Source organism: Janthinobacterium rivuli, assembly GCF_009208735.1.
In the GTDB taxonomy this organism is placed as follows: Bacteria; Pseudomonadota; Gammaproteobacteria; order Burkholderiales; family Burkholderiaceae_D; genus Janthinobacterium.
In genome coordinates, this window is the sequence record NZ_WFLJ01000015.1 from 11,930 (window position 1) to 32,024 (window position 20,095).

The 20,095-nt window shown below is 63.9% G+C and carries 17 protein-coding genes; 5 read left to right on the forward strand and 12 right to left on the reverse strand.

Features of this window, described 5'->3' with window-relative positions; translation table 11 throughout:
- Positions 1-90: 90 nt before the first annotated feature.
- The 3 genes from GCN78_RS19700 to GCN78_RS19710 all read right to left on the reverse strand — a co-directional run bounded on the left by GCN78_RS19700 (position 91) and on the right by GCN78_RS19710 (position 1,655).
- On the reverse strand, positions 91-603 hold the full coding sequence (locus GCN78_RS19700; protein ID WP_152253213.1) for a YgjP-like metallopeptidase domain-containing protein: 513 nt from the start codon (positions 601-603) through the stop codon (positions 91-93).
- Positions 604-711: 108 nt separating this feature from the next.
- Complete coding sequence (locus tag GCN78_RS19705; protein ID WP_152253214.1) at positions 712-1,095, reverse strand: KGG domain-containing protein; 384 nt, start codon at positions 1,093-1,095, stop codon at positions 712-714.
- 47 nt (positions 1,096-1,142) lie between these two features.
- Positions 1,143-1,655, reverse strand: a complete 513-nt coding sequence (locus tag GCN78_RS19710) for a phasin family protein (protein ID WP_152253215.1) — start codon at positions 1,653-1,655, stop codon at positions 1,143-1,145.
- Between the two features lie 345 nt (positions 1,656-2,000).
- Between GCN78_RS19710 and purU the strand changes: the two genes are divergently transcribed.
- Entirely contained in the window at positions 2,001-2,882 is an 882-nt protein-coding gene (gene purU / locus GCN78_RS19715) for a formyltetrahydrofolate deformylase (protein ID WP_152253216.1), read from the forward strand.
- Positions 2,883-2,921: 39 nt separating this feature from the next.
- Positions 2,922-3,464, forward strand: coding sequence for a YaeQ family protein (locus GCN78_RS19720; protein WP_034786185.1), 543 nt, complete (start codon positions 2,922-2,924; stop codon positions 3,462-3,464).
- A gap of 60 nt (positions 3,465-3,524) precedes the next feature.
- On the opposite strand, the gene GCN78_RS19725 is transcribed toward GCN78_RS19720, so the two are convergent.
- Positions 3,525-4,310, reverse strand: coding sequence for a head GIN domain-containing protein (locus GCN78_RS19725; RefSeq protein ID WP_152253217.1), 786 nt, complete (start codon positions 4,308-4,310; stop codon positions 3,525-3,527).
- A 186-nt stretch (positions 4,311-4,496) separates the two neighbouring features.
- Between GCN78_RS19725 and GCN78_RS19730 the strand changes: the two genes are divergently transcribed.
- Positions 4,497-5,132, forward strand: a complete 636-nt coding sequence (locus tag GCN78_RS19730; RefSeq protein WP_152253319.1) for an SAM-dependent methyltransferase — start codon at positions 4,497-4,499, stop codon at positions 5,130-5,132.
- A 53-nt stretch (positions 5,133-5,185) separates the two neighbouring features.
- On the opposite strand, the gene GCN78_RS19735 is transcribed toward GCN78_RS19730, so the two are convergent.
- Both GCN78_RS19735 and GCN78_RS19740 read right to left on the reverse strand, forming a co-directional pair.
- Positions 5,186-6,460, reverse strand: a complete 1,275-nt coding sequence (locus tag GCN78_RS19735; protein WP_152253218.1) for a cytochrome c — start codon at positions 6,458-6,460, stop codon at positions 5,186-5,188.
- Positions 6,457-7,185, reverse strand: a complete 729-nt coding sequence (locus GCN78_RS19740) for a c-type cytochrome (protein WP_152253219.1) — start codon at positions 7,183-7,185, stop codon at positions 6,457-6,459. Before GCN78_RS19740 ends, GCN78_RS19735 begins: the two co-directional genes overlap by 4 nt.
- Positions 7,186-7,338: 153 nt before the next feature.
- On the opposite strand from GCN78_RS19740, the gene GCN78_RS19745 reads away from it, so the two are divergent.
- A complete protein-coding gene (locus GCN78_RS19745; protein ID WP_152253220.1) occupies positions 7,339-8,757 on the forward strand; it encodes an aminotransferase-like domain-containing protein in 1,419 nt (472 codons plus the stop codon).
- 139 nt (positions 8,758-8,896) lie between these two features.
- On the opposite strand, the gene GCN78_RS19750 is transcribed toward GCN78_RS19745, so the two are convergent.
- Genes GCN78_RS19750 through GCN78_RS19760 form a run of 3 tightly spaced genes read right to left on the reverse strand, consistent with a single transcriptional unit; the run spans position 8,897 to position 10,507 of the window.
- Positions 8,897-9,322 carry an SMI1/KNR4 family protein gene (locus tag GCN78_RS19750; protein ID WP_152253221.1) on the reverse strand — a complete coding sequence of 142 codons (426 nt, stop codon included), beginning with the start codon at positions 9,320-9,322 and terminating at the stop codon, positions 8,897-8,899.
- 21 nt (positions 9,323-9,343) lie between these two features.
- On the reverse strand, positions 9,344-9,988 hold the full coding sequence (locus GCN78_RS19755) for a 3'-5' exonuclease (RefSeq protein ID WP_152253222.1): 645 nt from the start codon (positions 9,986-9,988) through the stop codon (positions 9,344-9,346).
- A gap of 9 nt (positions 9,989-9,997) precedes the next feature.
- Positions 9,998-10,507: a ProQ/FINO family protein gene (locus GCN78_RS19760; RefSeq protein WP_070224995.1), complete on the reverse strand. Its 510-nt coding sequence runs from the start codon at positions 10,505-10,507 to the stop codon at positions 9,998-10,000.
- Positions 10,508-11,070: 563 nt separating this feature from the next.
- Here GCN78_RS19760 and rpoD point away from each other — a divergent pair.
- Positions 11,071-13,620 (forward strand): RNA polymerase sigma factor RpoD, encoded by a 2,550-nt coding sequence (gene rpoD / locus GCN78_RS19765; protein WP_152253223.1) that lies wholly within the window; start codon positions 11,071-11,073, stop codon positions 13,618-13,620.
- Positions 13,621-13,810: 190 nt separating this feature from the next.
- Here the strand turns inward: rpoD and GCN78_RS19770 are convergent, their stop codons facing one another.
- The 3 genes from GCN78_RS19770 to ppc all read right to left on the reverse strand — a co-directional run bounded on the left by GCN78_RS19770 (position 13,811) and on the right by ppc (position 19,838).
- Positions 13,811-14,959, reverse strand: a complete 1,149-nt coding sequence (locus GCN78_RS19770; protein WP_152253224.1) for an HAF repeat-containing protein — start codon at positions 14,957-14,959, stop codon at positions 13,811-13,813.
- 55 nt (positions 14,960-15,014) lie between these two features.
- Positions 15,015-16,829: a PAS domain-containing sensor histidine kinase gene (locus GCN78_RS19775; protein WP_152253225.1), complete on the reverse strand. Its 1,815-nt coding sequence runs from the start codon at positions 16,827-16,829 to the stop codon at positions 15,015-15,017.
- Positions 16,830-16,988: 159 nt separating this feature from the next.
- A complete protein-coding gene (gene ppc, locus GCN78_RS19780; RefSeq protein ID WP_152253226.1) occupies positions 16,989-19,838 on the reverse strand; it encodes a phosphoenolpyruvate carboxylase in 2,850 nt (949 codons plus the stop codon).
- Positions 19,839-20,095 lie beyond the last annotated feature (257 nt).

The following is a 20,095-nucleotide window of genomic DNA, read 5'->3' on the forward strand; positions in this document are numbered from 1 at the left end:
CGCATGTAACAAAGCCGCCCGGTGTATGCACTGACCCTCGAAGTCAGTTTATTTGTCAGACGGCTTTTTTATGCCCGCAGGCACTGATGGTCACGACCACAGGCGCTGGCCCGACAGGTCGAGCTGGGTCAGGTACAGGCGCACGTCGAATTCGTACTGATGGTATTGCGGTTCCATATACGTGCACAGCTTGTAGAACGCCTTGTCATGCTGCTTTTCCTTGACGTGCGCCAGTTCGTGCACGGCGATCATGCGCAAAAATTCCAGCGGCACTTCCTTGAACATGGTGGCCACGCGGATTTCATGCTTGGCCTTGAGCTTGCCACCCTGCACGCGCGAGATCGAGGTATGCAAGCCCAGCGCGTGCTGGATCACATGGATCTTGCTGTCGAACGTCACTTTGTTGATGGGTTCGGCGTTGCGCAGGAATTCATTCTTCAAGTCCTGCACGTACTGGTATAAAGCCTTGTCGTTGCGCACATCGTGGGCGTTCGGATAGCGTTTCAACAGGACGTCGCCCAGCTTGTCCTGCGCGATCAGTTGCTGCACTTGCGCTTGCGTTTGTTCGGAATAGGCGCTCAGGTATTTCAGGGATGGCTGCATGCGGGGAAGGGCGGGACGTGGCGCGGAGGTGTCGGTAAGGCGAGAATGTACCATACCGCCGCACCCCGCGCTGCGCCGGCCCTTGCACGGGCCGCCTGGCTAGCCCCTTTAGCCTTTCTCCTCCTCGTCCTTGCCGCCCTGGCGCCCAGTACCGCCGCTGCGCGCCGCCGTGCCGCCGCGGCTTTCATTGGCGCGCTGGGCCGATTGCCGGCTTTCGCCGCCCTTGCGGCCGATTTCCGCCATGTGTTCGCGGTTGCGGCTGACGGCTTCGCCGCCTTTTTGCCCGGCACGGCGTGCTTCTTCCGAGTCGAACTCATGCGCCGTGCCCTTTTGATGGGCTGCCTGGCCGCCCTTGCTGGCGATTTCGCGTTGCTGCTCTTCGTTCATGGCGGCAAAGCCGCGCTTGGCCGGGCCTTTGCCGCTGCCCGATTCGCCGGCTTTCTGGCTGCTGCCAGCGCCTTTGCCCTGTTCATTACCTTGATTGCTAGCCATGTCGCTCTCCTTGCTGTCGAGTGGGGTCAAGTGGTCAATTCAAGTGTTCAATGCGCCTGATCGGATTGCCTGCCGGTATCGCGGCTGCGGCCGGCGCCGTCGCGGGGACCCGTGGCATGCATTTTTTCGATCATTTCACGCTGGCGCTGCGTGGCTTTTTCCGTTTCCTCGGCCGTCTTGCGCACCAGTTCGTCAGCGAAAGCCACGGCCGTGCGGCTCGCTTCGGGCAGGTGGTTCTCTGCCGTGCGGTTCATCTCGACATTGGCGTTGGCGACGAGGTTGCCAAGTTGCTGCCGGTACTGTTGCAGCTTGTTGCTGCTCGGCTGTAACTGGGCCGCGGCCAGCGACAGGAATTCGCCCGTATCGCGCGCGCTCAGTAGTTGCTGGCTGGCGCTGCTCCATTCCTGCAGCAAGTCTTGCGCCAGCCGCAGATGCAGCTCGCTCAGTTGCTGCGCCGTATCGAACATCTTGCGCGATAGTTCCGTGGCGAAATTGCACTGGGCCTCGAGGTGGGACTTCAGGGCGGGGCTGAAACCGGGGGACATACTGTTTGTGAACATGTTCTACCTCAATGAAAATCTGGTCCGAGAAACACCCGGTGCACCGGATGCGGCGTATGGTGAAACAAGCAAAGGGATAGACGCCGGATGGCGTGCCAGGTTCCATGCCAGCTGCCCGTTTGGCGCGAGAATGGGGCTCGGCAGGCGGAAAAATGCGATGACTTTGCGCCAGATCAAATGAACGTGAATCGGCTCGCCGCCGTCGGCAGCCATGCCGCTTGTGTGGAAAATGCAGATTTACAGGCCCGGCCGTGCGACAATAGCCGGCTCGCGGCAGCGCAGCCGATGGCCGGCGCGCGTGGCTGAGCCGAGCATCGCCCACCTTTTTTACCTGATTCCGCGACCATGACGCATCCCGAATACATCCTGACCCTGTCCTGCCTGGACCAGCGCGGCATCGTGCACCGCGTCTCCGGCTTCCTGGCCGAACGCGGCTGCAACATCCTCGATTCCGCCCAGTTCGGCGACCAGGAATCCCAGCTGTTCTTCATGCGCGTGCATTTCGCGCTGGAAGACGGCGCCGTCAGCGACGCCCAGTTGCGCAGCGACTTCGCCGACCTGTCGCAAGCCATGCAGTTGAATGGACCCTTCCACGGCCAGTTGCACGATGCGCGCGTCAAGCCGCGCGTCATGCTGATGGTGTCGAAGATCGGCCATTGCCTGAACGATTTGCTGTTCCGCTACAAGAGTGGCTTGCTGAACGTGGAAATTCCCGCCATCGTGTCGAATCACATGGAGTTCTACCAGCTGGCGGCCAGCTACAATATTCCCTTCCATCACCTGCCGCTGGCGGCCGGCGCGCCGGAAGCGGCCAAGCTGGCGCAGGAAGCGAAAGTCATCGAGCTGATGGACACGCACAAGATCGACCTGGTGGTGCTGGCGCGCTACATGCAGATACTCTCGCCCGGTCTGTGCCAGGCGCTCGACGGCCGCGCCATCAATATCCACCATTCCTTCCTGCCCAGCTTCAAGGGCGCCAAGCCGTACGCGCAGGCGCATCACCGCGGCGTCAAGCTGATCGGCGCGACGGCCCATTTCGTCACGGGCGACCTCGACGAAGGCCCGATCATCGAGCAGGACGTCGAGCGCGTCGACCATGCGATGGATGCCGAGACCCTGACGGCCATCGGCCGCGACGTCGAGTGCGTGGTGCTGGCGCGCGCCGTGAAATGGTTCGTCGAGCGCCGCATCCTGAAAAATGGCGACAAGACCGTGGTTTTCCGCTGATACCGACTTCACTATTCACTTTACCGAGACAGAAACACGATGGCCCTCAAAGCAACCATTTTCAAAGCCGATCTGCAGATCGCCGACATGGACCGCAATTACTACCAGGATCACGCGCTGACCCTGGCGCGCCACCCGTCCGAAACGGACGAGCGCATGATGGTGCGCCTGCTGGCGTTCGCCATCCACGCCGACGAGGCGCTGACTTTCACCAAGGGCTTGTTCGATACGGAAGAGCCCGACTTGTGGCAGAAAGACTTGACGGGCGCCATCCAGCTGTGGATCGAAGTGGGCCAGCCGGACGAAAAGCGCATCCTGAAGGCGTGCGGCCGTTCCGAGCAGGTCATCGTCTACAGCTATGGCGCAACCAGCCACATCTGGTGGAAGCAGATCGCGAATAAACTGGAACGGGCGAAGAACTTGACCGTGATCAACTTGCCGTCGGAAGCGGCGCAAGACATGAGCAAGCTGGCGCAGCGCAGCATGCAGCTGCAATGCACGATCCAGGATGGCCAGATCTGGCTGACCGACAGCGTCAACACGGTGCTGATCGACCGCGAACCGGTGAAGCCGGCGCGCTGAGCTTGACCGTCTGAAACGCACAAAGCCCGGATCGCTCCGGGCTTTTTTCGTTGTGAACGATCAATTCGGCGCGGCGCCCAGGCGCTTGATGCTGCTCGAACGCTGCATGCTGCGGCTGATGCGCGGATCGCCGTAGTAATTCACTTCGCCCGAGCCCCCGATGCTGATGTTCAAGTCATCCTTGGCCCACACGGTGGCCTCGCCCGAGCCGCCGATGCTGACCTGCACCTCGCGCGCGGCCAGGCGGCCCGCCTGGATATTGCCCGAGCCGCCGATCGACGCCGTCAGCTGCTCCGTCTTGCCGCTGGCCTTGAAGTTGCCGCTGCCGCCAATGGCCACGGCCACCTGGCGGCTGTCGAGGCCGCGCGCGTCGATGGAGCCGGAGCCGCCCACGTCGAAGCGCAGATTTTCGGCGCGCAAGCCCGTTGCCGTGATGTTGCCCGAACCGCCCACGCTGACGCGTTCCACCTGGCGCGCCTGGATGACGATGGTCAGGCTGCTCTGGCGGAAGTTGGTGTTGCGCTTGGCGGGGCGGATGCGCAAGGTGCCGTTTTCCACCGCCGTGTCGATCAGCGGCAGGATATTGTCGTCGGCCTCGATGGTGACGCTGTCCGTGTTGCCGATGCGCAGTTCGACGGTGCCCGGCACGTTCAGCGCCACGGCACGGAAACTGCCCACTTCGCGCGTCTGTTTTTGCAGTTTGCCGCTGCCCTGGATGCTGTTGCCGGAAATCCAGTCCAGCGGCGAGGCCAGCGCCGGCGCGGCAGGGATGGCCAGGGCGCAGGCGGCCAGCAGCAGGGCGGTGGCGGCGCGGACATGGCGTGGGTGGAAAAGTGTCGGTGTCATTCTTGCTCCCTGTTTTGAATTGGTCTGCAGGCATGGTATGCCAGCCGGCCGCGCCTGCGTAGCGCGCTGCGACAGACTGCGCCAGTGATGGCATGGAATGCGGGAGGATGCGACAGGATGGCATGAGGTATCATGTCGGTGGGACATACGACGAGCGGCACGCGCCGCTCACACTACTGGAATTACATGCTGATCATCACCATCAAACAGGGCAAGGAAAAGAGCTTGCTGGGCCAATCGTGGATTTATGCATCCGCGATTGAAAAAGTCGAAGGCAAGCCGCAGGAAAAAATGAAGCCCGGCTCGACGGCCATCGTGCAAAGCTCGTCGAAGCAGTTCATCGCCCGCGCCGCCTACAATTCGAAGTCGCAGATCCGCGCGCGCATCTGGAGCTTCAAGGAAGACGAACCGGTCGACCACGCGCTGATCAAGCGCCGCGTCAAGGCCGCCATCGAGAAAAAATTATCTGCCATCAAGAAGGCGGGCGAAAACCAGCTGTTGACCCTGATCAAGGGCGAGGACGAGGGCTTGCCGGGCCTGGTGGTGCAGCTGTTCGGCGGCGTGCAAGGCTACCTGATCTGCGAATTCAACGCCGGCGGCGTCGACGCATGGAAAGTGGCCATCGTGCAATCGCTGATGGCCTCCACCGGTTGCGCCAACGTGTACGAGCGCTGCGACGACCTGATGCGCAAGGGCGAAGGCTTGCCCCTGATCGACGGCGCCCTGGCCGGCGAGGAACCGCCCGATGAAGTCATGCTGACGGACAACGGCGTGCGTTATGCGCTGGACTTGAAGACGGGGCACAAGAGCAAGTTTCGCTGAGAATTGCTGTGGTTCATGAAAAAGCCGGCGCGAGCCGGCTTTTTTCATGTCCGCTACTCCAGCGGCACGCTGCGGTATTTATTGACTTCCAGGGCCGACACGGCCGGCGCATCATTGCCCCACGAGGCGCGCAGATACGTGACCACGGCCGCCACTTCCGCATCATCCATGACGGGGCCGAACGGCGGCATGCCATACGGGCGCGGGTTGCCTTTTGTCCCGGGCGCGAAGCCGCCGTTGAGCACGAGGCGGATGGCGTTCACGGACGACGCCGTCGTCAGCGCGCGGTTGCCGGCCAGCGGCGGGTAGCCGGGCGGCACGCCCTTGCCGTCGGCCTGGTGGCAGCTCGCGCATTGCGCCTCATACAGTTTCGCGCCCAGCGCCAGTTGCTGCCGCGCTTGCTCGGACGTGTCGCGCGGCGCCCGTTGCGCGGGCTGCGCCGGACCGGGCAGGCTTTTCAGGTAGACGGCCATGGCTTGCACGTCGCTCGTCTCCATGTGCTGCAGGCTTTGCCGCACCACCTCGGCCATGGGGCCGAAGACGGTGGCGCGGGGCGACACGCCCGTTTGCAGCAATTCCACGATATGCGCCGTGTCCCAGTCACCGAGGCCCGCTTCCGCGTCCGACGTCAGCGAGGGCGCGTACCAGCCCAGCACGGGGATCAGGCCGCCCGACAGGCCGTCGTCGCTGCCTCCCAGGGTCGTGCGGCTGCTATGGCAGGCGCTGCAGTGACCCAGACCCTGCACCAGGTAGGCGCCGCGGTTCCATTCCATGCTTTTGTCCGTCAGCGGCTGGTACACGCCCGGCTTGAAATACAGGGCGCGCCAGGCGGCCAGCGCGATCTGCTGGTTGTAGGGGAAGCGCAGCGCGTGCGGCGCGTTTGCTTGCCTGTGCGGCGCCACGCTCTGGAAGTAGGCGTACAGGGCGTCGCTGTCCTCGCGCCGCACCTTGGTGTAGCTGGTGTAGGGAAAGGCCGGATACAGCAGCCGGCCATCTTTCGACTTGCCGTTGTGGATGGCGCGCCAGAAATCGTCGGCCGTCCAGTTGCCGATGCCCGTTTCCTTGTCGGCCGTGATATTGGGCGAGAGCACCTTGCCGAACGGGGTCTGCAGGGCCCGTCCGCCGGCGTAGGGCACGCCGCCGCGCGTCGTGTGGCAAGCCATGCAGTCGCCCGCCTTGGCCAGGTAGGCGCCGCGCGCGACCAGCTGTTGCGGGCTCAGGGTGCTGGCGACGGCCGGCGGGCCCACGTCGTCGCCCGGAAACAGCACGAACTTCGCGCCGGCGGCCACGACGGCCACGCCGGCAATTGCGATCAGCCATTTCTTCATGGCGCCACCTGCGCGTTGGAACCGGGCACGCCGCCGCAATGCAGCGGCAGGGGCAGGGCGATGCTGCCGGCGGGGCGCGCGTCGGCGCTGGCTACCTGCGTGCCCAGCCAGGCCGAGACGGCACCCACGTCCGCGTCCGACAGGCGCTGCGCCACTTGCGCCATGCAGTCGGGGGCGTGGGCGCGGCGGATGCCGTTCTTCCAGGCGCCCAGCTGGGCGTTGATATAGTCGCGCGGCAAGCCCAGCAAGCCGGGGATGGCGGGCGCCACGCCGGCCAGCTGCTGGCCGTGGCAGGCGATACAGGCGGGAATTTTTTTGCCGGCATCGCCATGCAGCACCAGCTGCTTGCCGCGCGCCAGGGCCGTCGTGCCGGCGCCGCTCGGCTGGGCCGGCGGCGGTGCCGGGTGCTGTGCCGCAAAATAGTCGGCGATTTCGCGCAGGTAATCGTCAGGCAAGTGTTCCACCATATAGTTCATCATCGGATACTGGCGCCGTCCCTCGCGAAAGTTCAGCAGCTGGTGGTACAGGTAGCCGGCCGGCTTGCCGGCGATGCGGGGAAAGAAGGCATCATGCTTTTCCTGTTGTGCATGACAGGCCGTGCACGCCTTGATGCGCTGTTCCAGGCTGTCGTGGCTGGCGGAGATGGTGGCGGGCGCGGCCTGCGCCGTGGCGGGCGGTGCGACGGCCAGGGCCAGCAGCAGCACGAGGGGGGAATGCAGTAGCATGGAGAGTTGCATGGAAAAGTAACCTGTCTCGTCGGTCGATGATGGCGTGCCGGTGTTGCTGCCCGGATGTTGTTACCCTAGCATATAACGGGTGCTGTCACTGTGACAGGATCAGTTGTGCAATAAAACTACGGATCAGTTTGAGGAGCAGGGTTGAAACGATATGAGGAATTGGCGGAAGAAGTCGCCGCCATGATCAGCACGCAGCTGTTGTTGCCTGGTGATAAGTTGCCTTCCGTGCGCCAGCAGCATGCGCGCAGGGGCGTGAGTCCGTCGACGGTGTTCCAGGCGTATTATTTGCTCGAAGCGCGCGGCATGATCGTCTCGCGGCCCCGTTCCGGTTACTACGTGGCGCCGCAGCGCGCCGCGCTGGCCCCCGAACCGGACAGTTCGCGTCCGCTCGACGCCAGCACCACGGTCGACGTCAGCGACCTCGTGTTCGAAGTGCTGGGCGCCGTGGGCGCGCGCGATATCGTGCCCTTCGGCTCGGCGTTCCCCAGCCCGCATCTGTTCCCGATGGAAAAACTGGCGCGGGCCGTGTCGGCCAGCATGCGCCGCCTCGACCCGTGGAGCACCGTCACGGATCTGTCGCTGGGCAATGCGGAACTGCGGCGCCAGATCGCCCTGCGCTACCAGCTCGACGGCGTGCTCGTTTCCAGCGACGACATCGTCATCACGAATGGCGCGCTGGAAGCGCTGAACCTGTGCCTGCAAGCCGTCACGCGGCCCGGCGACACGGTGCTGATCGAGTCGCCCAGCTTCTATGCGTGCCTGCAGGCGCTGGAGCGGCTGGAACTCAAGGCGGTGGAAATCGCCACCAGCCCGCGCGACGGCGTCGACCTGGCGGCCCTTGAGGAATTGCTGCTGCGCCACCAGCCCAAGGCGTGCTGGCTGATGACGAATTTCCAGAATCCCCTGGGCAGCCTGATGTCGCCGGAAAAGAAGCGCGCACTGGTCGACCTGCTGGCGCGCCATGGCGTGCCGCTGATCGAGGATGACGTGTATGGCGAACTGTACTTTGGCAAGCAGCGCCCCGGCCTGACGAAAAGCCACGACAGCGCAGGCCTCGTCATGCATTGCAGCTCGTTTTCCAAGACCCTGGCGCCCGGCTTTCGGCTGGGCTGGGCCGTGGCGGGCCGCTATGCGCGCCAGGTCGAGCGCCTGAAGCTGACCACCAGCCTGTCGGCGCCCATCCCGCTGCAGATGGCGCTGGCCGATTACCTGGCGGCAGGCGGCTACGACCGCCATTTGCGCCAGCTGCGGCTGACCCTGGCGGCGCAGCAACACACCATGCTGCAAGCCATCGCCGTGCATTTTCCGCCCGGCACGCGCGTGACGCGGCCGCAGGGCGGCTATTTCGTCTGGGTGGAAATGCCTGCCGGTATCGATGCGCTGGCCTTGCACCGCGGCGCGCTGGCGGCCGGCATCAGCATCGCGCCCGGCCCCATCTTTTCCGCCACGCGCGCGTTTCGCCACTGCATCCGCCTCAATTACGGCCATCCGTGGAGCCCGCAGCTGGAAGAGGCCATCGCCACCCTGGGGCGGCTGGCGCTGGCGCTGGCGGCGGCATAGCGGCGAACAAAAAAAAGTCCCTTGCGGCAGCAAGTGTTTCATTTCAAAAAAATATTGCTGATGGATTCGTGTATCGGTCACGAGCCGCTAGCCCTTGACCTTGCGCCTGGTCAAATAAAGTTGCACCGGCCGCCGGGTTTCAGCCCGGGCGGCCAGGCAGCGCCAGGAATGCTGCAAAGTCGGTTGCCACCGCGGTGGTGGCGCCTGTTTCGTGCGACCACAGCACGACCACCGGTTCACCGGCCGGCCCCGTTTGCGCATAGTCAAAACAGTAATAATCGCCCGTGCCGAACTGGGCAAAGGGCAGCAGGGCATGGGCTGCGTCGCCTGCCCCCGTATGCTCCAGGCATTCCTGCCAGCTCGTGTCGTAGTGGCGTGTGATCGATTCCCATGTCTTGCGCGCATGGTCCGCATCGTAGACGGGAAACACGCACAAGGCGCCCAGCGCGCGGCCATTGTTCACCAACAACCATTGCGCGAAGGACGCGGGCAGTTGACGCCCCAGCGCCTGTTCGGCGGCGGCGATCGCGTCAGGCGTGGTGCCGATGGACTTGCTCTTGCTCATGCTGCAGACAGGCGCGCCGCCTCAGGCGGGGGCGGGCGGCGCCGGCGGCGTGCTGGCGCGCGGGGCTTTTTGCGGCGTGACCTTGCCGCCCTCGGCGATCCAGCGGCGGTACACGCGCAGGGCCACTTGCGCATCGTCGGCCGCGTACAGGATCTGCTTGTCCGTCAGGCGCGACGTGGCCCAGTTGGTGGTGGAGATCTTTTTCGATTTCTGCAGGTGCAGGCCGAAGAACTTGGCCACGGCCGTCTTCGCGCCCAGGTCGTTACGCTGGCCGCCGCGCAGGGCGACGGACAGGTCGAGCACCTGGGCCGGCGCGATGCCCAGCTTGTTGCGCAGGCGCTTGACGTCGTCGGACAGGCCAAAACCCACCTTCAGGGTGGTGGTCGACTCGAGGATGGCTTTGAGTTCGGCCAGGGCCGGCGCAGGCGTACTGCCCACCTGGAACAGGTAGGCGATGTCGTCGGTGGCCAGCTGGATCAGGTGCGGTCCCGTGGAGGACTCGCCCTTGACGAAAGTCGGCTTCGATTCCGTATCGAAGCCGATGGCGTCCGCAGCCAGCAAGGCGGCCATGGCCGCCTTTGCGTCATCGCTGGTGCGTACCAGCTTGACGTGGTCGAGTGCGATGCCTTGATACGGGGGCAGTGGCGGTGCGGCAGCTGTATCCATGAAACCGGATCAGCCTTTGCGCGAGAATTTCGCGGTCAGCTGATTCAGTTTTTCCAGGCGCAGACGGTTCGCCTCTTCGGCGGCGGCCGCGTCGCGTTCGGCTTTCTTGCGCTCGGCTTCCTTCTTGAAGCGCTGCTGCAATACTTGCGTGGCGTGGTCGCGGTGGGTTTGCGTCACTTCCGCGCCGGCCGTGCCGTCGAGGTCGTAGCGTATCTTGGCTTTTTCCATCACGCGCAGGTAGCGCAGCGAACCCGTGTGGATGCCCAGCGCCGTGCGCATCAGCTTGCGGTCCAGGTCCGGCAGGCGCGCCAGGATCTGCTTGTCGATACCGATCGACAAGGGCAGGCAATCGCGGAATGGCGGGAATTGCTCCTGGAACTGCTTCAGCAGGGCGCGCGCGGTCAGGCCGGCCGGCGCCGGCGTGGTCGCGGCGGCCGGTGCCGCCGCTGGGGCTGCATCGACTGGCGTGTCAGGAGTGGTGGCTTGCTGGTCTGGCGTGGAGCTGGTCATCGACATCATTGGTTGGGCTATAAAAGGGGAGCATAGCACGCGCCACAGGCAAGTGCATTGTCTTTTTTGGCAACTTGCGCTGCGATCCGCATGCATGTGGCCGCTCGTGCCAAGCGCGAAATGCGGGAAATGTGTATAATGTCGGCTTGCGCTGATGACTGGACCCCGTGTTTGACGGTCTGGCTCAGGTGTGCAGGGGATAGGAGCAGTGCGGTGCAGGGCCATCATTATTGATATTTTTGATACCAGATATTTTGCTTATCAATTATCCAGATAACTGGCCTTCGTGCATAATCTTGCTCTCCGCTGTGTCTTCACTGAACAACAATAGATTCAAGCCCGTTCTGGTACGGGCTTTTTTTCATTCCGCAATGTACATCGCTTATTTATCTGACCCGGCTTCGGCCCCGCCGCCGCTGGATGCGCGGGCTTTGAACGTTCCGATAGACAGGCGCCGCTGCCGTTAACACGGCAGCCGCAACAATACGCTCCATCGAGTCCGGTTTCGCAGGCTTAGGTGGAATCATTCACTTCGCGCCGACACCATCTGGTCTCGCATTAAGAGATATCTCATGAAGAATACGCCAAAAACTTTAACGTTGTCCGCCAAGGCGCCACGCCCAGCCGCGGCACCACTTGCCGTACCCAAAACGACTTTATCTTACTTCATCGATAATGCGCAAGCGAATCCGGAAGCCACCGTCACGACGGCGCCGACCGTCGTCACCGTGGTGAAGAAAAGCCGCTCGCGCCTGGCCGCCGTGCCGCCGGCCGAGCCGGTTGTCGAAGCCGCCGTCAGCGCACCTGTCGCCGAGGCTGCTGCCGAGGTGGCCGACGCCGCACCGGCCAAGACGCCGAGCGTGAAGATCGCCCCGGGCGCCAAGGCCCCGGCCGCGCCGCGCAAGGTCAGCGAAAGCGCCGCCACGAACAAGGTGGTGACGGCAGCCCGCTCGAAAGTCGTGCGCGCCAAGCCGGAAGCGGCCCCCGTGACCATCATCACCGGCGCGCAAGTGGTCAGCAAGACCACCGATGCCGACGCCCTGGCCGCCATCGATACCTCGAATTACTTCTTGCCGACCGTCAAGGTGCCAGGCCGCCGCGGCCGTAAACCAAGCGAATTCACGCCGGAAAACGATGAAGTGGCGGCACTCAACGCCGTCGAGCGCGCCGAACTGAAGGCCGTCTCGAAAGCGCGCGACCGCAAGGCCAAGGGCGGCCTGGCGGACGCATTGGGCGATCCGGAAGCGTCGGCAGCGGACCTGGAACGCCGCCGCAAGCAGATCACGGGCTTGATCAACATGGGCAAGGAACGCGGTTTCCTCACTTATGCCGAGATCAATGACCAATTGCCGGAAAACATCATCGATCCGGAAGCGATCGAAGGCATCATCGCCACCTTCAACGACATGGGCATCGCCGTCTACGAGCGCGCCCCTGACGCGGAAAGCCTGTTGTTGACCGACAACGTCGCCACCGTCACCAGCGACGATGAAGTGGAAGCGGCCGCCGCCACGGCCCTGTCGACCGTCGACTCCGACTTCGGCCGCACCACCGACCCCGTGCGCATGTACATGCGTGAGATGGGTGCCGTGGCGCTGCTGACGCGCGAAGGCGAGATCGAGATCGCCAAGCGCATCGAAGGCGGCCTGAAGGACATGATCCAGGCCATTTCCGCCTGCCCGACCACCATCGGCGAAATCGTCGCGCTGTCGCAAAAAATCGCGCGCGATGAAATCAAGGTCGATGAAGTGGTCGACGGTTTCGTCGACTTGAACGAAAGCAATGCTCCGGCGCCGGCAGCCGCCGCCGCGCCCGTCGCCGCCAGCGGTGACGACGAGGAAGAGGAAGAAGAAGCCGAGGAAGAAGACGGCGACGCCAATGGCGGCGCGGCCGGTTTCTCCAGCGAGCAATTGGCGCAGCTGAAAAAGAATGCGTTGGAGAAATTCAACGTCATTTCGACGCAGTACGAGAAGATGCGCAAGGCGCCCGAGGGTTACAACTCGAAAGCTTACGTCAAGGCGCAGGAAGCCATTTCGCAGGAATTGCTGGGCATCCGCTTCACGGCCAAGGTCGTTGAAAAGCTGTGCGACACCCTGCGCGGCCAGATGGAAGAAGTGCGCCACATCGAGCGCGCCGTGCTGGAACTGTGCGTGAACAAATGCGGCATGCCGCGCGCCCACTTCATCAAGGTGTTCCCGGGCAATGAATGCGACCTGGAATGGGTCGACCGCGAAGTCGATTGCAAGTATCCGTACAGCGCCATCCTCAGCCGCAACGTGCCTGCCGTCAAGGAACTGCAAAAGAAGATGATCGACCTGCAAGCCCGCGTGGCGCTGCCGCTGGCGGACTTGCGCAAGATCAACAAGCAGATGGCGGCCGGCGAAAAGCGCGCCCGTCACGCGAAACGCGAAATGACGGTGGCCAACTTGCGCCTGGTTATCTCGATCGCCAAGAAGTACATCAACCGCGGCTTGCAATTCCTCGATCTGATCCAGGAAGGCAACATCGGTCTGCTGAAGGCCGTCGATAAATTCGAATACCGCCGCGGCTACAAGTTCTCGACCTACGCCACCTGGTGGATCCGCCAGGCCATCACGCGTTCGATCGCCGACATGGCCCGCACCATCCGCGTGCCGGTGCACATGATCGAAACGATCAACAAGATGAACCGCATCTCGCGCCAGATCATGCAGGAAACGGGCAGCGAACCGGACCTGGCGACCCTGGCCGTCAAGATGGAAATGCCGGAAAACAAGGTACGCGAGATCATGAAGATCGCCAAGGAGCCGATTTCCATGGAAACGCCGATGGGCGAAGATGGCGATTCGCAACTGGGCGACTTTATCGAAGACAACACCACGCTGGCGCCGCTGGACGCCGCGCTGCACGCCTCGATGCGCAACGTGATCAAGGAAGTGCTGGACTCCCTGACGCCGCGCGAAGCGAAAGTGCTGCGCATGCGTTATGGCGTGGAAATGTCGAACGACCACACCCTGGAAGAAGTGGGCAAGCAGTTCGACGTGACGCGCGAGCGCATCCGCCAGATCGAAGCGAAAGCCATGAGCAAGCTGCGCCAGCCTTCGCGTTCGGACAAACTCAAAACCTTCCTGACGCAAAACTAGAGACACCTGTCAGAACCTACTGCGCGTCGTGACTTGCGGCCTGCGATGCTCACTGTACTAAAGTACAGTTCCGCGTCTCGGCCACAATTCACTTCCGCTCGCTACGGTTCTGTCAGCTGTCGCGATAGTTGTTGAGTATGTTTAAAAAGAGGCGCAAGCCTCTTTTTTTTCGTCCGTCCCCGGCGTCGCCTTACAGAAAATGCATGCGCTGGCCCGTCACGCCGGCGCGGTGACGGCGCCGCAGCTGGTACAGCGCCACGCCGCTGGCAGAGATGAGGAAGGTGATGAGCAGCCATTCCAGCGGGTTGCGGCGCGGCGGCGGCGCCGGCGACGCTTGCGACGGCACGGCGAAGGCCTGGAATTTATGCCCCGTGTAGATGGCGCCCACCACCAGGCCCGCGTCCGTGATCTTGTTGGTCAGGTACAGGCCATCGTCGCGGCGGCGCACCGTCATCACGCCTTCCTTGTAGACAAAGGTCATCGGTTCAAAGCCCTTGATGCTGACGCTGCCGACCACGTGCCCGGCCGCATTGACTGCCGTGGCGTAGCTGTCGCCCTGGCCGATCATGGCGCCCAGGTCGAGCATGCGCTTGCCGTCCCAGGCAAACGCGTGCCAGCGGCGCTTCTCCGTTTCCGACGCGCCCACGATCAGGCCTGCGTCATTGATGGCGGTGGCCGAGCTGATGCGTCCGCCGGGCAGGGTGCCTATTTCCTGCATGCCCGCGCCGGGCCGGTAGACGAAGGCGCGGCGGTAGCCATCGCCGCGCTGCGCCGTGCCCACCACCACGCCATGGTTGTTCAGGCCGCTGGCATAGCTGCTGGCGCCGCCCAGGGTGCCCAGGTCTTGCAGGCTGTGATCGGCTTTCGTGACGAAGGCGTGGAAGTCGCCGCCGCTGGTATCGGCGTAGCCGGCGATCGTGCCGTCGCGCGTGATGGCCGTGGCATAGCTGCTGGTGCCGCCCAGGGTGCCCAGGTCGCGCATGCCGCCCGCCGCATCGTAGTGGAAGGCGTGCCAGGCGCCGCTGGCCGTCTGCGCCGAGCCGACCACCACGCCATGGATATTGATGGCCTTGGTGAAACCTTCAGCGCCGCCCAGGGTGCCCAGCTCGCGGATGCGGCCATGCTGATACGTGACGGCGCGGCGCCGTCCTTCTTCCTCCATGATGATGCCGGCCACCAGGCCCGCCGGGTTCAGGTCGGACGCGATGCTGCCATTGCCATCCCGCTCGCCAAAGCCGCGTTCGGCATAGATGGCGGCGCTGGCGGTGGGGGCGGCGGCGGCGGCCAGCAGGCACAGGCCGAGCAGTGAGGCATGGAAGCGTAAGAAGCGTGGCGGCATGATAGTTTCCTCAAAGAAAAAACTTACTATACTTCCTTGTGTTGAAAATGCATACTTAATTTGCTACTGTTTTTGCTAATTTTTGTATTTCATCATGCGCGGCCGGCGCGCCTTTCCTCGCGTGCGGCAGGTGGATGGCCAGCACCGTGCCCCGGCCCGCCTGGCTGTCGATGCGCAGTTCGCCGCCCAGCGCATGGACGCGTTCGCGTATGCTTTTCAAGCCGAAGGCGGCCTTCTTGCCGTGGTCGCCGGGCTGCATGCCGATGCCGTTGTCGCTGATGCGCAGCACGATGGCATCTGTATCCTGCGCCAGCGCCACTTCCACTTCGCTGGCCTGGGCGTGGCGCACGATGTTCGACAGCGATTCCTGCAGCACGCGGAAGATGGCCGACGTCTGGCGCTGATCCAGGCCCAGGTCGGGTGCCGCGCTGTCGAGCGAGAGCCGGTAGCGGATGGCGCCGCGCCCCTCCATCTGGCGCAGCAGCCATTCGGCCGCCGGCCCCAGTCCCAGCTCCAGGGTACTGGGATGCAAGTCATTGATGATGGTGCGCACCGAGCGGATGGTGGCGTCGATGGTGTCGAGCACGCGCTGGGCGTGGCGGTGCAGGCGCGGATGGGCCCTGGCCGTGCGCGCATGCAGCAGCGACACGTCGATGCGCAGCACCATCAGGTTCTGGCCCAGGTCGTCATGAATGTCGAGCGCGATGCGGCGCCGCTCCTCTTCCTTGATGGTCTGCTGGTGGTCGCTCAGTTCGCGCAACTGGGCCAGGGTGCGCTGCAGGTTTTCCTCGTTGCGCTTGCTTTCCGTGATGTCGATGGCCATGGCGATGATCATCTGCGGCCGGCCTTGCGCGTCAAACACGGGTTTCTTGTGCGTCTGCAGCAAACGATTTTCCTGCAACCGCGCGTTCCACACCAGTTCTTCGCGGATCACCACCTGGCGGCTGGCAAACGCTTCCTGGTCCGCCGCCTGGAAGTCCTTCGTCTGTTCGTCGGGAAAATGCTGTACGTCGCGCCCGTCGGCGATGTCCTGCTGGCATACCCCCCATTGCTGTTCGCAGGCCTGGTTCATCAGCACGATGCGCGAATCGGCGTCTTTCAGGAACAGCGACAGGGGCATCATGGAAATGATGTCCTGCAGCCGCTCTTCGCTGCGCGCCAGGGCCGCTTCCGTCTGCGCGCGCATGGCGATTTCCGCGGACAGTTGGAGATTGACATCGAGCAACTGGGCCGTGCGCAGGGCCACGCGGCTTTCCAGCTCCGCATGGGCCAGGCTCAACGCGTGTTCGGCCCGCTTGTGTTCCGTGATGTCGCTGATCATGACCAGCGCGCCCGTCAGGGTGCCGTGCCGGTTGTACAGGCGGCGTCCGCTGAGCATGGCCCAGCGCTCCGAGCCGTCGCCATGCCGGTAATGCAGTTCTCCCATGCAGCTATCGGTCGCCGTCTGGCGCAGCGGACACAGGCGCAGCAAGGTGGCCTCGTCGTGGAACTCGTCCATCGCGTGGTCCAGCAACTGTTCGGCGGGAACGCCCAGCATGTCGCACAGGCGCTGGTTGACGTACAGGATGCGGCCGTGCGCATCCGTCTGCCACATGCCGTCCTGCCCCGTTTCGCTCAGGTGCTGGTAGCGCATGAGGCTATCGTCAAGCTGCGCGCGCGTCATGGCGAGATGGCTGCGCAGCGTGCGCATCAGCCAGACGACCGCGCCGGCGGCGGCGGCCAGCAGCAGGGTCAGCGAGACATGCTCCCAGAAGTCGAGCTGTTGCCACGCCACGCCGGCCAGCCAGCCCAGCACGATCAGGATGAGGGCGGCGCATGCCGCGCCCAGCGTTTCAATCGACCATTTGCTCATCCGCGTCCCTGGCGTCATGGTTGGCCGCTGCGGTGCGCATGGGGCCGGAGTGGAAAAGGTGTCAGCCGCTAGTGTAATACCAATTGTTGCTTTCTTGAGAATATTTTGCTTTCTAGCAAGCAAAAGGGCCGGCCCTTGCGGCGCCGGTCCCTGCTTGCCAAAGACGACCGGGCGCGATCAGCCCGTGTTGCGCAGGCCGGCCGCCACGCCATTGATCGACAGCTGGATGCCGCGGTGCACCCTTTCATCGATTCGGCTTTCCGCCGACAGGGCGCGGTTGCGCTTGATCAATTCCACCTGCAAGTGGTTCAGCGGATCGAGATAGGCGAAGCGGTTCTGGATCGAGCGGGCCAGCAGCGGATTACCCGCCAGGCGCTCCGTGTTACCGGTGATCAGCTCGAGGCAGCGCAAGGTGGTGCCATGCTCTTCCGTGATGCGCTTGTAGATGCGTTCGCGCAAGTCCTGATCCGCCACCAGTTCCGCATAGCGCGAGGCGATCGCCAGGTCCGTCTTGGCCAGCACCATGTCCATGTTCGACAGCAGGGTGGCGAAGAACGGCCATTCGGCATACATGGCGCGCAGGGTGGCGATCCTGTCATCCTGCGCGGCGCCGTCGGCCTGCTGGATCCAGGCCTCGATGGCGCTGCCGAAGCCGAACCAGCCCGGCAGCAGCAAGCGGCACTGGCCCCAGGAAAAGCCCCAGGGAATGGCGCGCAAGTCTTCGATGCGCTGGTTGGCCTTGCGCGAGGCGGGACGGGAACCCAGGTTCAGCTCGGCGATTTCCGCGATCGGCGTAGCCGAGAAGAAATACTCGGTAAAGCCCGGCGTTTCATACACGAGGTGGCGGTAGGCGTGATAGGCGAGGTCCGACAGCTGCGCCATCACCGCTTCGAACTGCGCCAGCCGGCTGGTGCGGGCCGGATTGGCTTCCTGCGGCGCCAGGCTCGCTTCCAGGGTGGCGGCCACCAGCAATTCCAGGTTGCGCCGGCCGATTTCCGCGTTGGAAAATTTCGAGGCGATGATTTCGCCCTGTTCCGTCAGGCGGATCTGGCCGTTGACGGTGCCCGGCGGCTGGGCCAGGATGGCTTCGTAGCTGGGTCCGCCGCCACGGCCCACGGTGCCGCCGCGGCCATGGAACAGGCGCAGCTTGACGCCGGCCTTCTGGAAGTCGGCCACCAGCGCCAGTTCCGCCTTGTACAGTTCCCAGTTCGACGTCAGGAAGCCGCCATCCTTGTTCGAGTCGGAATAGCCGAGCATGACTTCCTGCAATTGTCCCTGCTTGGCGATCAGTTGTTTGACCAGGGGCAAGGCCATGAGTTCGCTCATGATGCCGGCCGCGCGCTGCAGGTCGGGGATCGTCTCGAACAGGGGGATGACCATCAGTTCGCACGTGCTGTCGCCGGCGCCACCCGCCTTCCAGTCGGTGCGCAGCAAGCCTGTTTCCTTTTGCAGCAGCAATACTTCCAGCAAGTCGGACACGGTTTCCGTGTGCGAGATGATGTAGTTGCGGATGGCCCGCGCGCCGTAGCGCTGGCGGATGTCGCGCGCGGCGCGCAAAATCGCCAGTTCCGAATCCGTTTCCGTGGCGTAGCTGATGTAAGGCGAGTACAGCAGGCGCGGCTGCGCCAGTTCATTCAGCAGCAGCGCCTGCTTGTCTTCCTCGGACAGGGCCGTGTAATCGGCCGCCACGCCGCTTTTCGCGAACAGGTCGGCCAGCACGCGTTCGTGCACGTCGGACGTCTGGCGCATGTCGAGCGACGCCAGGTGGAAGCCGAAGATGTCGGCCGCGCGCGCCAGGGTGGCCAGGCGCGGGCGCACGAGGGCGATGCCGTGGTGCGACTCGAGCGAGGCGACGATGGTGCGCAAGTCGGCGACAAAGGCGGCCGCATCCGGATAGGCGGCTGCCGCGCCCACTTCCTTGCGCAGGATGTTGGTGGCGCCCAGCGCGCGCGCCGTGGCGGCCAGGCGCGCATAGATGCCGATCAGGGCGCGGCGGTACGGCTCGTCGCTGCGGTGCGGCGAGGCGTCCGGCGACTGGTCGGCCAGCGCCTGCAGTTCGGCGCTCACGCCCACCATCAGGGTCGAGACGGACAATTCCGCGCCCAGCGCGTGCACTTCATCGAGGTAAAAGTCGAGGATGGTGGTGGCGTGGCGCGCCAGCGCATGCTGCATGGTGCCCGCGTTCACGTTCGGGTTGCCGTCGCGGTCGCCGCCGATCCAGCTGCCCATCTGCACGTAGGCGGCGTTGATCGGCTCGATCGTGCCGTCGCCGTTCGGGTACTCGGCGGCGATGTCGTCCTCGATGTCGTCATACAGGCCCGGCAGTTCGCGCAGGAAGGTGATGCGGTAGTAGGACAGCGCGTTTTCGATCTCGTCGGCCACCGTCAGCTTCGAGTAGCGCAGCATGCGCGTCTGCCACAGGGTGGCCACGCGCGAGCGCAGCAGCTGCAGGTTGGCGTGCCGCTCTTTCGGCGTCTGCGGCAAGTCGCGCTCGGCCAGCAGGCGGGCGATGTCGTGCTCGGCGTCGAGGATGCTCTTGCGCTGCACTTCCGTCGGGTGGGCCGTCAGCACGGGGGCGATCAGGGCATCCTGGAAGAAGGTGTCGACCGTCTTGCGCGGCACGCCGGCGGCGCGCAGTTTTTTCAGCGCGAAGCTGACGCTGCCTTTTTGCGCCGGCGAGCCGGCCAGCAGGTGGGCGCGGCGGCGGCGGATGTGGTGCTGGTCTTCCGCAATGTTGGCCAGGTGCGAAAAGTAGGAAAAGGCGCGCACGACGGAAATCGTCTGTTCGCGGCTCAGTTCCTTGAGCATGGCGTCGAGTTCCAGCGCGGCGCCCGCGTCCGCTTCGCGGCGGAAGCGCACGGACGTCTGGCGTATGGTTTCCACCACATGGAAGACGGCGTCGCCTTCCTGTTCGCGCAGCACGTCGCCCAGCAGGCGGCCCAGCAGGCGGATGTCTTCCTTCAGCGGCGCGTCCTTGTCGGAGCCGGCGGCCGGGACTATTTCTGGTGCTACTGCGTCATTGAGCATAATAAAGAACCAAAGTAAGTGTAAAAGCAAGGGAATGTGGATCGCACCGGGCGTTTGGCCGCAGAGGGGAGGGGGCGCATGATAAAATTTGTGGTCTTGAACATGGACGCTAGCCTGACTTGGCCGTATAGGCAAAGGGATAACGATTATAGCGACGCCGGGCGCCATTTCGATACAAATCGGTATCACGTCCGGCGAAATGGCAACGAAAAACGACAACGACAGCGAAAGAACCTTGTTTTGAAAGCATCCGAATT